Source organism: Desulfovibrio desulfuricans DSM 642 (genome assembly GCF_000420465.1).
In the GTDB taxonomy this organism is placed as follows: Bacteria; Desulfobacterota; Desulfovibrionia; order Desulfovibrionales; family Desulfovibrionaceae; genus Desulfovibrio; species Desulfovibrio desulfuricans.
Genome location: NZ_ATUZ01000004.1, coordinates 35,770 through 49,642 on the forward strand (window position 1 = coordinate 35,770; position 13,873 = coordinate 49,642).

At 55.5% G+C, this 13,873-nt stretch carries 11 protein-coding genes; 3 read left to right on the forward strand and 8 right to left on the reverse strand.

Annotated features, from left to right (window positions below; translation table 11 throughout):
* Window positions 1–60 precede the first annotated feature (60 nt).
* The 5 genes from G449_RS0101145 to G449_RS0101165 all read right to left on the reverse strand — a co-directional run bounded on the left by G449_RS0101145 (window position 61) and on the right by G449_RS0101165 (window position 4,520).
* Window positions 61–741: an amino acid ABC transporter permease gene (locus G449_RS0101145; RefSeq protein WP_022657473.1), complete on the reverse strand. Its 681-nt coding sequence runs from the start codon at window positions 739–741 to the stop codon at window positions 61–63.
* Window positions 741–1,382 carry an amino acid ABC transporter permease gene (locus G449_RS0101150; protein WP_022657474.1) on the reverse strand — a complete coding sequence of 214 codons (642 nt, stop codon included), beginning with the start codon at window positions 1,380–1,382 and terminating at the stop codon, window positions 741–743. Before G449_RS0101150 ends, G449_RS0101145 begins: the two co-directional genes overlap by 1 nt.
* 253 nt (window positions 1,383–1,635) lie before the next feature.
* A complete protein-coding gene (speB, locus tag G449_RS15470) occupies window positions 1,636–2,595 on the reverse strand; it encodes an agmatinase (protein ID WP_022657475.1) in 960 nt (319 codons plus the stop codon).
* Between the two features lie 85 nt (window positions 2,596–2,680).
* On the reverse strand, window positions 2,681–3,517 hold the full coding sequence (locus G449_RS0101160; protein ID WP_022657476.1) for a transporter substrate-binding domain-containing protein: 837 nt from the start codon (window positions 3,515–3,517) through the stop codon (window positions 2,681–2,683).
* A 271-nt stretch (window positions 3,518–3,788) separates the two neighbouring features.
* A complete protein-coding gene (locus G449_RS0101165) occupies window positions 3,789–4,520 on the reverse strand; it encodes a sulfite exporter TauE/SafE family protein (RefSeq protein ID WP_022657477.1) in 732 nt (243 codons plus the stop codon).
* Window positions 4,521–4,791: 271 nt separating this feature from the next.
* Between G449_RS0101165 and G449_RS0101170 the strand changes: the two genes are divergently transcribed.
* Entirely contained in the window at window positions 4,792–6,021 is a 1,230-nt protein-coding gene (locus G449_RS0101170) for a GGDEF domain-containing protein (protein ID WP_022657478.1), read from the forward strand.
* On the opposite strand, the gene G449_RS17585 is transcribed toward G449_RS0101170, so the two are convergent.
* On the reverse strand, window positions 6,005–8,665 hold the full coding sequence (locus G449_RS17585; protein ID WP_022657479.1) for a bifunctional diguanylate cyclase/phosphodiesterase: 2,661 nt from the start codon (window positions 8,663–8,665) through the stop codon (window positions 6,005–6,007). The genes G449_RS0101170 and G449_RS17585 overlap by 17 nt on opposite strands.
* A gap of 25 nt (window positions 8,666–8,690) precedes the next feature.
* Complete coding sequence (locus tag G449_RS18340; protein WP_159060403.1) at window positions 8,691–8,975, reverse strand: hypothetical protein; 285 nt, start codon at window positions 8,973–8,975, stop codon at window positions 8,691–8,693.
* A gap of 437 nt (window positions 8,976–9,412) precedes the next feature.
* Between G449_RS18340 and G449_RS0101180 the strand changes: the two genes are divergently transcribed.
* Complete coding sequence (locus G449_RS0101180; RefSeq protein WP_022657480.1) at window positions 9,413–11,095, forward strand: sulfatase-like hydrolase/transferase; 1,683 nt, start codon at window positions 9,413–9,415, stop codon at window positions 11,093–11,095.
* A gap of 2 nt (window positions 11,096–11,097) precedes the next feature.
* A complete protein-coding gene (locus G449_RS0101185) occupies window positions 11,098–13,296 on the forward strand; it encodes a tetratricopeptide repeat protein (protein WP_034604756.1) in 2,199 nt (732 codons plus the stop codon).
* A 245-nt stretch (window positions 13,297–13,541) separates the two neighbouring features.
* On the opposite strand, the gene G449_RS17990 is transcribed toward G449_RS0101185, so the two are convergent.
* Window positions 13,542–13,873 (reverse strand): integrase core domain-containing protein (locus tag G449_RS17990; protein ID WP_022657482.1); only part of this gene is annotated, 332 nt, incomplete at its 5' end.

A 13,873-nucleotide genomic window follows, 5' to 3' on the forward strand; every position in this document is an offset into this window, starting at 1 on the left:
CTCCTTTGGAGCCTTGGCGGCGCGGATTCCTGTAAAAATCCGTGCTGGTCTGATGCTGAGCTAACGCGTCAAATGCCTGGTCAGGCGGGCCTCCGCCTTGCCGCATAAAACTGCCACTGCCTCGGAAACGATCCAGTAGAGCAACGCCAGCAGGCACAGGGGCATGACAATTTCAAAGCTGATGTTCATGATGCGGGTGGCAGTCTTGGTCAGTTCCGCCACGGTGATGATGGAAAGCACCGCTGAATCCTTGATAAGCGTGATGATCTGGTTGACTGCGGGCGGCAGAACTATCTGGGCCATCTGCGGCAATTCTATGCGCCACAGTCTGCGCCAGGGGCGAATGCCAAGGCAGTGCGCCGCCTCGCGCTGGCCCTCGGGTATGGACTCGAATCCGGCGCGGAAGATCTCGCAAAAATAGGCGGCAGCATAGAGCGACATGCCCAGCATGCCTGCGGGTTCCGCATCCAGCACAATGCCGATTCGGGGGCCGCCGTAATAGAGCAGATAGAGCTGGATAAGCAGGGGCGTACCGCGAAAAAACTCCACATAGCAGGCAACGGGCTTGCGCAGCCAGGGGCAGATGCGGCGGCCAAGTTCTGCGGCAAAACCCAGCGCCAGACCGCACACTATGGCGACCATGCTGATGCGGATGGTCACCCAGAGCGCTGCGCCAAAATCCGGGCCGTTCTCAATCAAAAAACTCTGCCAGCGGGCCAGAAAGGTGGTGAGGGCGTCCATCAGTGCTTCCCCTTGAGGCGTTCGCCCAGGCGAGAAATAATCAGGCACAGGGTCAGATAGATAATGGCTGCTGCCAGATACACTTCCACAGGCTTGTAGGTTGTGGACACAAGCTGTTCGCTGCGGCGCATGAGTTCTGTGACGCCGATAACAGAAATAAGTGACGAGTTCTTGAACAGGATGATGAATTCATTGACCAGCTCCGGCCCTGTGAGCGACAGCACCTGCGGCAGCTGGATGCGCGTGAGAATACGCATGCGGCTGAGGCCCAGAGCCTTGGCCGCTTCGATCTGCCCCACGGGTATGGAGTTGAAGCCGCCGCGATAAATTTCGGCCTGAAAGGCGCTGGTATTGAGGCCAAGGGCCAGCACGGCAACCAGCAGTGAGGGCACTTCAATATTGACTGCCGAGGGCAGGTAGAACAGCAGAAACAAAATCACCAGCACGGGAATGCCCCGCATAAAGCTGATGTACAGCCCCGCCGCCCGCTTGAAGCCCCAAAACTGCGACCGCCGCATCTGGCACACCGAAATGCCGAGCACAACACCCAGCGAGATTGCCGCCATAGCCACAAAAACCGAAGTTATTGCGCCCTGGAGCAGCTCCGGCATAATGGAAAGGATGAAGCTGCATTCGTTCATGATAGCCTGCTGTGGATGCATCCACTCGGTTGGGCGTTTCCGGCGGGGAACAGTGGGAGGGACTCCCCTGCGGCACGGCTCCCCGCCTGTCAGTATGGTGTTTTGAGCAAACTGGATGCCATTTTTGTAATTATTGTTTATTTACAGCTAGTTACAAAGTTTTAATTGATTTTTTGGGGAGCTTTGTGAAAACAAAAATGTTTTGATTCCGCAATGTTGGATTTATGCAAAACATTTTTGTTTCATCACGCGATCATAATGTGGTTTGGGGCTGTGCGCTTCGAAAGGCCACCTGCGCCGCAAGAAAGGCAAAGACCACGGAGGCTCCAGCCAGAGCGGTAATGCCCGCCACGTCCTTGTCGGGCAGCACTTCCACCAGATCCATGCCAACAGCGCGGCACTTGCTGCAAATGCCGCGCACAAGGGTCATGGCCTCGTAGGTGGTGAAACCTTCCACCTCTGGCGTGCCGGTGCCTGGGGCATAGGCCGCATCAAGAAAATCAATGTCAAAGCTCAGAAACACCGGGGCGTCGCCAATGCGTGCAAGGGCCTCGCGTATCACAGCCTCCGGCCCCATTGCGTGTGCCTCGTGCCCCATGATGATGCGCAGGCCCTGCTGGCGGGGCCAATCAAGGGCGTTGCGGCTGTAGAGCGGCCCGCGAATGCCGATCTGCGTGGAATGCTGCGGCAGGATGAGGCCTTCTTTCAGCGCCCAGTAAAAGGGGGTGCCATGGTTGTAGGGCTTGCCGTAATAGCTTGGTATGGTGTCGCTGTGCGCATCAAAATGGAGCAGGGCCACTGGCCCATGCGCCGCATGCACGGCGCGCAGGTTTGCCAGGCTGATGCTGTGGTCGCCGCCCAGAATGACGGGCAGGGTTTTGGAGGCGAAAAAAGGCTTCAGGCCGCTGGTGATTGCGGTAAAGCTGTCTTCCATATAGCCGGGTATGGTGTCGATGTCGCCGTGGTCGGCAATGGTGAAGCTCTCGTTCACGTCCACATCAAGTTCTGGCGAATATGGCTTGAGCAGGGTTGAGGCCTCGCGGATGGCCGCAGGGCCGAATCTGGTGCCGGGGCGGTATGATACGCCGTTGTCAAAGGGAACGCCGATAATGGAAATATCGGCCTGCGGGGTTTCGCCCGTTGCCGCCGGTTGCCGCATGAAGGTGCGGATGCCGCAAAACCGGGGGGATTGCAGGGAATTGACCGGACACATACCTATTCTCCTGAAATAATGTGCAAACTGGTAAAGTAAGGCCCCGGCCTCGTAAGACCGGGGCCATGTGTGAAGGAAGGAAAGGCTATTGAACGGGAGCGGGCAGCTCTGTGGGAATTTCCATGGTGAAGCCAAACCACTTCTGCTGAAGCTCTGCCATTTTACCGCTGGTGATGAGCTTGCGCAGACCGTCATTAAAGAAAGCCGCAAGGCTTGCACTGTCCGCATCGTTGCGGCCCACCCATGTAAAGTAGACCTTGGGGCCGAAGGGCGGGGTGAGGATCTTGAACACGCCGGGCCGGCGTTTGATAACGTCCGCAAGGTTGGGATAGGACTGCGCCACGCCGTCAAGGCGTCCTGCGGCAAGGTCGGCGTATGCTTCGTCAAAGGCCACGTATTCCTTGACCTTGATCTTGTCCTTGCCGCCAAGTTTTTCGGCAAGCAGGTCGATGGCCTTGATCTGGGCGGAGCCGGTCTGGCAGCCCACGGTTTTGCCGCTCATGTCTTCGGGCTTTGCAAAGGGGCTGTCTGAACGTACCAGCATGGCCACGGTGGCGTCAGCTACGGGCACGCTCAGGGCGTAGTGTTCGTTGCGTTCCTTGGTGGCGGTGACAGACGTGACGATATAGTCAAATTTTTTGGCGCTCAGGCCGGGCAGAATGCCCTGAAAGGGAATATCCATGCGCTTGACCTTAACGCCGGGCATGTCCTTCATGATGACTTCAAGCAGGTCGGTGCTGTAGCCCACGATTTTGCCGTTTTCCATAAATTCAAACGGCGTAAAACGGGCTTCGGTGCCGATGACGATTTCGCCCTTGGCCTTGATATCCGCAAGCAGGTCGGCACGGGCGGTATTGGCGCCCATGAGGAGCGAACTTGCCAGCGCTGCACCAACGACAACCTTTTTCAGCAACATATTCATACGAAAACCCTCCAGATTTTGCAGAGGGTATTGCAACATGATTGCCAAAGTTAAAAGTTGTTTTATTCCAAATGATTAAATATTTTTAATTAAAATAACAGGGGATTACTAAAACAATATTGTTTTATTGTCCTCATAAAGCCACTGTAGATTACAAATTTGTATCGCGGCTGGGGCAATCGCCTGTTTGGTGCGGGCTTTGCTTTTGCCGCAAAGAAAAGGCCTCCACGAGGAGGCCAATAATGATGAAAAGTTGCAGGTGGTTTGGGCGCTATAACCATGCCCGCCAGATGCAGACGAGAGCCGCAGCGGCAATGATGCCGCGCAGCACGGTGCGGAAGCGTTCAGGATTGATTCTTTTCGCCACAGGGAAAGCGCACAGCGTGCCCAGCACCGTGGCAGGCATGCCGTATGCGGCGTAGCGTAGCACTTCGGGTGTGTATAACCCCGCCCCGGCCTGGAGAACGCAGGTCAGCGAAGCCCTGATGATAAAAAAAACGCCCAGCGTGCCGAGAAATATCCGTGGAGTCCACCCGGCATAAAGGCCGTAGGCTCCCACAGGGGGGCCGTCAAACGAGATGGCCGACCCCAGCACGCCCGAGGCAAAGCCCGCAAGCCCGCCTTTGAGCCAGGATTCCTGCCCGGTCTGGCTTACGCGCGAGCGGCTCTGCCAAAGCACAAATGCCAGCAGGAGTATGCCGGTCATGCCCTGGAGCATGCTGCCAGGAACCATCTGGAGAATGAAAAGACCGATGATGGAGCCGGGGATGGCCCCGGCAAACAGGGGGTACAGCGCGCGAACCTTGCAGTACCGAAAATGCATGGCGGCGATCGCGCCGTCCATAACCAGATTAAGTATGCAGCTCAGGGCTATGACAACCTGAATGGGAATAAACAGGGCCGCAAGGGGTAGGGCGATCATGGCACCGCCGATGCCGCTTGCACCTGAAACAAAGCCGCCCACAAACCAGGCGAGCACAACTACAAGAACAGGAGTATCCATAAGGCCTTCGCTGATCCGGCATCAGGGCCGGGGTGGAACGTATTCAACAGGCAACACGGCAGGTTGCAGCCACCTATTGGCCTTACGCGTGAAGCACGGTGCAGGTCAACCAAGCGGAAAGGGGCGGTAGCGGAAAAGGCGTGCCCGTGCCTGGCAGGCCGGAGGAGTTATTGCGCCTTTTCAGGTGTGCATCAACATGCTAATCTTGCTCAATGTTTCAGGGGCATTCTGAAATTTTTGGCTTATTCCCAACCGTTACGGATAGTTGCCAATGATTGATCTTTTGAGCAACTTTGATGCCTTCACCATGGCAGTTCTCGTGGCGGCTCTCTATTTCTCGCTGTCTTCCGTGCTTGTGTACACGTACCTGTACCGCCGAACCTATCCTGGGTTCGGAAGTATGACGCTCGGGCTGGTTTCCTGGTCTGTAGGGCTGTTTCTTAACTACTTCCGTCCCTTTGATCTGATGCTTTCCCTCTACACTAGCGGAGTGCTGATGCTGCTCTCCGGGGTTTTTCTGTTCCGTGGCCTGTTGCTGTACGGCGGTGTCAGGCCAAAGCGTCGCATGGCAGTAAATTATGGTGTTTTTGCGGTTGTTTCAGCCGTGATAGCCTACTATATGTTTGTTGATTTCGACACCTGCACAAGAGTTTCCGTATTTTCCCTTGGCATGGCTTTCATGTTTCTCCGCATCGGGTTTGAACCGTATGTGGTCAAGGGCTGGAAACGGCATGCGACGCAATCCCTGCTGTCGGTGATGTTTGTTATCCTTGGGGCGGTGTTTGTGCTGCGCGCGTACAAGGCCTTCAACGCTGTGCAGTGCCTTCCCTCCGGGCCGGATGAGATGGCCAAGGCCCTGTTGCTCATGGCAATGTTCATTGCGTCAATTTTGACTTTTAGCATCATCGCCATGACATTTGCCAGAATGGAAGCGGAACTGCGGGTCGCCAACGAAGAACTTCAGGATATGTCGGAGACTGACTCCCTCACCAGCCTTGCCAATAGGCGCAAGTTTGATGCCGCGTATGAGAGCGAATGGAAGCGGGCCGTGCGTGGGCGGCTTGGCATGGCCATTGTGATTCTGGATGTTGACGACTTCAAGAACTACAATGACCAGTACGGCCATCAGGAAGGCGATGAGTGTCTGCGCAAGCTGGCGCAGGTTCTGCAAGCGCATGCCCGGCGCGCTACGGATGTAGCCGCCCGTTATGGCGGGGAGGAGTTTGCCCTGATTCTGCCCGGCATGGGGGCTACAGAGGCGTTTGCCCTGGCGGAGGAAGTGGTGCGGGCTTTTGCACAGATGTGCATTGAGCATGCCACTGGCAGGCATGGCAATGTGGTCACCGTGAGCGCCGGAGTTGCGGTGCTGGAACCCACGGGAAAGAAAAACAGGCGTGAGCTGCTGCGCGCGGCAGATGCCGCCCTGTACGCCGCGAAGGCCAGGGGCAAGAATACAGTGATGCACTCCGCCGGAGCGGAGGGGGCTACTGGTCGCGCGTGATAATTGCCGGCCCGGTGCTGACGAATCCTCTTTTTTCCAGCTCTTCCACGGAAAGCGCCTTTGCGAAAAAGAATCCCTGCCCGATATTGCAGCCCATCATTTTGATTTTGGTGAATTGCCCTTCGTTTTCAATGCCTTCCGCAATGGATGCTATGCCCAGATATTTTGCCAGATCAATGACCGTCTGCGTGATGGCGCAGGCATCCGGGGCCTCGTCCAGATCCCGCACAAAAGACTGATCGATCTTGAGCCTGTTGATGGGGTAGTGGCGCAGGGACGACAGCGAAGAAAAGCCGGTGCCAAAATCATCAATGGAAATTTCCAGCCCCATATCGCGGAACTTGCCCAGAGCGCGGCGAGCCTCCTTGGGGTCGGTCATAAGGGCGCTTTCCGTCAGCTCAATGGCAAGCAGATACGGCGGGATGGAATATTTGTTGAGGATACGCTCAATCATGGGCAAGGCCGCGCCACGCAAAAACTGTGATGGTGAAATATTTATGGAAACCTTGGGCGGGTTGAGCCCTGCGGCGCGCCATTGCTCGATCTGCGCAGCAGCCCTGTCGGCAACCCATTCGCCCAGTTTGTCGATAAGGCGTGTTTTTTCCGCCTGGGGAATGAACTTGCCGGGGAACAGCAGCCCGTCATTGGGGTGTTGCCAGCGCACCAGGGCTTCAAGCCCGATTATGCGCCCGGAATCCAGTTCCACCTGTGGCTGGTAGTGCAAAACCAGCTCATTTTCTGTAATGGCGCGCGGCAAACCGCTTTCTATCTGCAGCTGGATGGCCGCCTTGATCTGCAACTCGTCATTAAAGAAGCTGAAAGTATTTTTGCCCTGCCCCTTGGCATGGTACATGGCAATATCGGCATTTTGCAAAAGCGTGCTTATGTCGCTGCCGTGCTGCGGGTACACGGCTATGCCAATGCTGACCCCGGCGTAGATTTCAAAGCCGCATACGGAAATGGGCTGGCGCAACGATTCAATGATGCGCTGCGCAGTGGCCGCAGCCTTGGCGTCGTCCACATTTTCCAGCAGCAGGGTAAATTCATCGCCGCCAAAGCGTGAAACAACGGCATCCGCGCCAGCCGCGGTGGTGAGGCGGATAGCCATTTCTTTAAGCAGGCTGTCGCCCGCCGCATGCCCGATGGAATCATTGACTATTTTAAAATCATCAATGTCGATAAAGGCAACAGCAAACTGGCAACTGGTGGGCGGGTAGCAATCCAGCGCTTTTTGCAGGCGGTCGCAAAACACGGCACGGTTGGGCAGCTGTGTCAGTTCATCGTGCGTGGCCAGAAACTCAATGCGTCTTTGGGTTACGGCGATTTTTTTGATGTCGGCAAACACGCCGATATAGTTGGTTATGGCCCCGCGCAGATTGCGCACAGCCTTGATGTTCAGCCATTCAAGGTAAAAGGTGCCATCCTTCTTTTTGTTCCAGATTTCGCCTTCCCACCAGCCGTTGGAAAACAGCTGATCCCACATGTGCTTGTAAAATTCCGGCCCGTGACGGCCTGAGGCCAGCACACGCGGGGTCTTGCCGATAATTTCCGGCTGCGAAAAACCCGTGAGGCGGCAGAACGATTCGTTGACTGCCAGGATGTTTGTTTCGCGGTCTGTTATGCAGATGGCCTCACCAGTGAAATCAAATACCTGCCCCGTAAGTTCCAGCTGTTTTTCGGCTTCATCGCGGCGGCGCAGGCTGTCGTAGGCAAGAAAGGCCAGTGCCACCAGCAGGGCAGATACCAGCGCCGCCGCGCACAGTGTGGCGGTGCGTATCTGTTCAAAAGGCGCAAAGGCGTTGCCCACCGCGCTGCCCACCACAAAGGTCAGCCCATACTGGCCAATCTTGTAATAGCCGAATATCCGTTCGATGCCGTCAATCTGCGAAGGGCGGCGAAAGTTGCCGCTGATGGGGGAGTTTGCATTCAGATAGGCTGTGCCGCTGATGATATGCCCGTAGATGAGGCCCGCTCCTGTGGAGCGCACAAGCAGTGCGCCGTCAGAGCGGATGACATCGATGGAATCTTGCGCATCAAGGCCAAGGCTGCGAAAAAATGAGGCAAAGTAGTCTGGCTCAACAGAAATAACAATGACGCCGACAAGTTTGTCTTGCCGGACAATGGGGCTCGAAAACTGGATGGTCCATTTGCCGGAAACGCGGCCCAAAACTGGCTTGCCAACATGAATTTCCCGCCAGGGCGGGGTGAGGTGCACGCTAAAGTGTTCTCTGTCGGCTATGCTTATGCCCGCAATGTGCGGCAGGGTTGAATAGGCAACAAGGCCGTTGGGTTCAACTATGGAAATTTGCAGCGCCAGATCGCCGATAATTTTTTTCAGCCGCTCTGCTTCTGTGCGGATATCATTTTGGTCAGGAGTCCATGCTGCATCCAGTTCCTTGATGGCAAGCTCAAGGCGCTTGATTGTGGACAGCATGTGCTCGCTCAGGGCGCGGGCCAGGGTGCGGGTGGTGATTTCAACGGTAGACTGAACTTCTTTTTCTGAGCGCGCAATGTCCCACAGGGTTGCCGACCAGATGATCGTCAGCAGAAAAAGAAGGGACGCCGCCGTGATGGCAAGCATGCGCCTGTTGCAGTTGCATAACGCGCCGTTCTTCTCTCTGGTGCTTTGCTCTGCTATGGGCATGATCTCACCATCATTTGGAAGGAATTCAGCCGGGTGCTGTGAAAGCCGATTCGCCCGGCTGCTGTGCGGGTGCAGCACCAAATACTCGCTGTTGCAGCAAGTTTACATGATGCCGTATGTTTTTTGAATAAAAATAGTTGGGTAAAATATAACTACATAGAATAGTAGACTTTTTGTTGAAGAGACGGCGCTGCCGTGGCACGGCGACATTCAAAGCATACAAAGGCGGCAGCTGCTCTGCGTACAGCATTGTCTTGATAAAATATCTGCAGGTTTGGGCATTATGACTGAACTGGAAAATACATGCCATGCTCGCTCAACTCTTTGCAGCGCATAAAAAATATGCTGTTAAATAGTGCAGTAATGGTATTGTGTCTTTTTTTTAAAAATTCTGACTTCTATAGACTATGATTCGTAACGATACTGTATCGTGAAAGATCTTTTTTATTAATATTTACGCGCTTAGTTTGTTGTGAATGGCGTGTTGATCTATGGATTTTATAAAAATAATATGGCGAACCGTTGATATAAAAAGTAGAATATCATTTTGATTAATGTGATATATTTTATAACGTGATAGCAATTTTGTACTGAAATGATATTGCATCAATGTAAAGGGAAAATAAAGTTTATAGAATTGTTATGGTTACAAATGATGCGAAATAACAATATTTTTATCTAGTCAAGCCGTATTTACAATGCTATTTATCGAGCATCTTCAGCTAAGCACTGTTGTTCGGAGGAAGCATGGATAAATTTTTGCGTTTTATCTGTTTGTGTTCTGCCCTGACCCTCATGCAGCTGGGGGTAATGGCGCTTGTTTCAGGAATCTCCCTTGCGCAAAACGACAGGGGCACGTCATCCGGCCCCGTTCAGGCCAAGGGGTATCCTCACCCCGACCAGTATCTTACCGTCCCAGGCGTTAAAATCGCCGACAATCTGGAGCCTGTCATCCCCCATCCGGAGCAGGACAAGACCGTTCGGGAAAAGCTGGCTGCGCTGGAAAAAAAGTTCGGTAAAAAGCCCAACATCCTGGTTTTTGTGCTTGATGACGTAGGCTGGATGGATGTGGGCTTTAACGGCGGCGGCATAGCCGTGGGCAACGATACGCCCTCGCTGGACAAATTCGCTTCCGAAGGGCTTATCATGACCTCGGCGTATTCGCAGCCAAGCTGCACGCCAACCCGCGCCACCATAATGACCGGGCAGCTCCCGGTGCATCACGGCCTGCAATACCCGCCCATGTATGGGCAGGCAGGCGGTCTGGATGGGGCCATCACCATTGCAAAACTGCTTTCCGATCAGGGTTATGTGACTCAGGGCATAGGAAAGTGGCACATGGGTGAAAACGAAGGCTCCCTGCCCAACAATGTCGGCTTTGACGATTTTCGTGGATTTCTGTCAGTTTCTGACGAATACACGGAATGGCGCGACATTAATGCCAATCCCGAGATTGCCCTTAATCCCCCCCGGTTTGCCGCGTTTGAAAACGCCCTCTTCAGCCACAGCGAAGTGCAGTGCAAAAAAGGCGAAAAAGGCTGCAAGGATCTGCGGGTTATTGATCTCGACAGCATCAAGCACCTGGATGACGACCTGACGACCTACGGCGAAAATTTCATCAAGGCCCAGGCAAAAAATCCCAAGCCTTTCTTTCTGTATTTTGGTACGCGCGGATGCCATTTTGACAACTATCCCAGCGACAAGTATCTGGGCAGATCCCGCGCCTGCACGCCGTATTCCGACTGCATGGTGGAAATGGACGATGTCTTCGCCCGTCTGATGAAGGCCCTTGAAGATTCCGGCCAGATTGACAATACGCTGGTCATTTTCACCTCGGATAACGGGCCGGAAGGCGAAGTATCCCCCTACGGCCGTTCGCCGTTCCGCGGGTACAAGGGCACCACCTGGGAAGGCGGCACCCGCGTGCCTACGTTTGCCTATTTCAAGGGCGTGATCTCCCCCCGCAAGACAGAAGGTCTCTTTGACATGGCGGACATTTTGCCCACGGCGCTTTCCCTCGCTGGCAAGCCCGGAACAGAGCTTGCCAAGCTGCTGCCCCCAGACCGTTATGTGGACGGCATCGACCAGCTTTCCTTCCTGCTGGCGGACAAAGGCAACTCCAACCGGCGCAGCATTCTGTACTGGCTGGGCACAACCTTTGCGGCTGTGCGCATTGACGAGTTCAAGCTGCACAAGGCTGTGCAGATCACCGACATGATCACCCGCAAGGGTTACAATGGCGGCTTTACCGGCGGCATCGTGGAAAAAACCGGCGGCCTTGTGATGTTCAACCTGTACACAAATCCGCAGGAAGACGATTCCGTTGGTATTCGCCACATACCGGTGGGGAATGTCATTAATTCGGAATTTGGCCGCTATCGTGGAGTGTTGCAAAAGTATCCGCCCAATTTCCGCCTGCCAGGGTACTAGGCTTGAAAATAGCGGCGAATATATGCAGATGCGGGCAGGCCCTGTTGCTGGGGCTTGCCCTTGTTTGCTGGACGGACGCTACCCTTGCGGCAGATGCCTCTGATGGATTTGCCGGTTCGCAAAGCTGCAAGAGCTGCCACGAAAAATTTTATTCCCTCTGGTCCACATCCCGCCACGGGCTGGCCATGCAGCCGTATTCAGATGCCACGGTTGGCGCGCAACTGGCCCCGCAGGATAAAGCCATTGAATCCGGCGGGCGGGTGTACCGCGCCTATTGCGGGCCGGGGCAGGGTTTTGTGCGTGAGACTGGCCCGGACGGCAAGCACGACTACGCCATTACGCAGGTGCTTGGCGGCAAAAACGTTTATTATTTTCTTACAACCCTTGAGCGCGGGCGTTTGCAGACCCTGCCTCTGGCTTTTGACGTGCGTAACCGCCAGTGGTTTGCGGTTGCAGACAGCACGGCGCGGCGCAGCCCCCACTTTCGGGCTGGCGGGCGCGAAAGCCTCAACTGGCGCGACCGCGCCTACACCTTCAATACCTCCTGCCACGCCTGCCATGTCAGTCAGCTGGCCACCAATTATGATGCGGCAACCGATAGCTACAGCACCACATGGCGCGAACCGGGCATCAACTGCGAAACATGCCACGGGCCGTCGCAGGCCCACAATGACGCTTGCCTTGCCGCGCAACCGGGAAAGCCGCCTGCGGATCTGAAAATCATTCGTATAAAAAAAGATCTGGATCGCCAGCAGCGCGATGATTCCTGCGCCTCGTGCCATGCGAAAATGTCGCCCCTCACGGATTCGTTCCGCCCGGGCGAGCGCTTTTTTGACCACTTTGATCTGATCCTGCTGGAAAATGAGGATTACTATCCAGACGGGCGCGACCTGGGGGAAAACTTCACCTTCACTTCATGGCTGTCTGCCCCATGCGTACGCGCGGGCAAACTGGAATGCATTTTTTGTCATACTTCCAGCGGGCGTTTCCGTCAGTCCAAAGATCCGGATCAGGCCTGCCTGCCTTGCCATAAGGACAAGGAGGCCGGGCTGGACAAACACACCCGGCACAAGCCGGAAAGCCCCGGCTCCCGTTGCATTGCATGCCACATGCCCAAGACGGACTTTGCCCGCATGAGCCGGAGCGACCACTCCATGCGCCCGCCAACGCCTGCCGCAACTGCCAGTTTTGGCTCGCCAAACGCCTGCCTTGGTTGCCACCCGGACAAGGATGCCGCATGGGCAGATGCCCTTGTGCGCCAATGGCGGCCCAGAGACTATCAGGCACCTGTGCTGGCCCGCGCCCGGCATATTCTGGATGCGCGGCAGCGTAACTTCAGCCAGTTGCCAGCCATGCTTGCCTCCCTGACGGAGCCGGGGCGAGATGCTGTCTACACGGCATCCATGTTGCGCCTGCTGCGCACCTGCCCGGACAGCGCCAAGTGGCCGGTGGTTCACGCTGCCCTGAACGATGAATCCGAGCTGGTTCGCGCCAGTGCCGCCGCTTCGCTGGCCGAAAATCGCGAGGCAACCACAGTGAACGCCCTTGCCAAAGCCTGCGCCGATCCCTCCAGGCTTGTGCGGGTTCGGGCCGCCGAGGCCTTGGCCGGCGTGCAGAGCCAGGATATCCCTGAATCCTCGCGACAAGCTGTTGCCAAGGCCAGAGAGGAACTGGAGCAATCCTTTTCTGCCAGAGCCGATGACTGGGCGGGCAGTTATAATCGCGGCAACTACCTGCTGCGCTCGGGCGACCCTGCTGCGGCTCTTTCATCCTATGAAGCCGCCTTGCGCATGCGGCCGGACGCCAGCGCCGCCCATGTCAATTCCGCCATGGCTCTGGCCCGTCTGGGCAGTATGGCCGGGGCGGAAGCTTCCTTGCGCAAAGCATACGAGATTGATCCCGACAATGCCGCCATTGCCTATAATCTTGGCCTGATACTGGCAGAACGCGGCCTCAGGGCAGAGGCAGAGCAGATGCTGCTCAAGGCTTTACGCCTTGCCCCGATGTCTGACGCCGCCTATAACCTTGGTCTCCTTGCTGCCGGAACAGATCGGGCCAAAGCCTTGGGGTATCTGTGTCAGGCCGCTGACATGCAAGGCGGCAATCCGCGTTACGCCCAGGCCATCCGCCAGATCAGCGGCAATACAGATATCGAGAGCGCGTGCGCAAAAGTTCTGCCAAGCAGGCGCAGTGAGAGATGATATTGCCTGGCCGCTGGGTGAAATTTGCGGCTGCCGTGCATGCAGGCAGCAGTAGTTTTGACAGTAACGGTTTGGGAAATTAAGATTTTTGGGGTTATCGTGCGGTTGGGCTGAACTATGAATCAGGCAGCGGCAGGGATAACTTCAAAGTCAACGCTGTTCAGCATGGCCCTGTTGTGGGGCTGGCGCTTACATTCTAGGTAAAACCTCTTCTGGCGCAGCCTGAAGGGAAGGTAGCCGTGACCTTACCCCACTGCGTATACCACTTGTAAGTTAGTGGTTCCCAATGGGTTGCAGGTTATATTCTTTGCCCGAAATTCTTCCGGTGTCAGCCAGCCTAAGGAACTGTGCGGTCGCCGCTGGTTGTAATCCTGCCGCCAGGCTTCGACTGTTCTGCGGGCATCGTGCAGGGACAGAAACACGTTCTGATTTAAGCACTCATCTCGGAATTTTCCGTTAAAGCTTTCAATGTGTCCATTATCTGTGGGCTTCCCTGGACGAGTGAACTCTATCTGCACGCCGTGTTCAAAAGCCCAGGTATCCAGGGCGTTACCGCTAAATTCTGGCCCGTTATCAA

Bases quoted from the DNA above. Each gene is read 5' to 3' on its own strand.
- G449_RS0101150 (WP_022657474.1), bottom strand. From the start codon at position 1,382: ATGAACGAATGCAGCTTCATCCTTTCCATTATGCCGGAGCTGCTCCAG.
- speB (WP_022657475.1), bottom strand. From the start codon at position 2,595: ATGTGTCCGGTCAATTCCCTGCAATCCCCCCGGTTTTGCGGCATCCGC.
- G449_RS0101180 (WP_022657480.1), top strand. From the start codon at position 9,413: ATGGATAAATTTTTGCGTTTTATCTGTTTGTGTTCTGCCCTGACCCTC.
- G449_RS0101165 (WP_022657477.1), bottom strand. From the start codon at position 4,520: ATGGATACTCCTGTTCTTGTAGTTGTGCTCGCCTGGTTTGTGGGCGGC.
- G449_RS0101170 (WP_022657478.1), top strand. From the start codon at position 4,792: ATGATTGATCTTTTGAGCAACTTTGATGCCTTCACCATGGCAGTTCTC.
- G449_RS17585 (WP_022657479.1), bottom strand. From the start codon at position 8,665: ATGCCCATAGCAGAGCAAAGCACCAGAGAGAAGAACGGCGCGTTATGC.
- G449_RS18340 (WP_159060403.1), bottom strand. From the start codon at position 8,975: ATGGCATGTATTTTCCAGTTCAGTCATAATGCCCAAACCTGCAGATAT.
- G449_RS0101145 (WP_022657473.1), bottom strand. From the start codon at position 741: ATGGACGCCCTCACCACCTTTCTGGCCCGCTGGCAGAGTTTTTTGATT.
- G449_RS0101160 (WP_022657476.1), bottom strand. From the start codon at position 3,517: ATGAATATGTTGCTGAAAAAGGTTGTCGTTGGTGCAGCGCTGGCAAGT.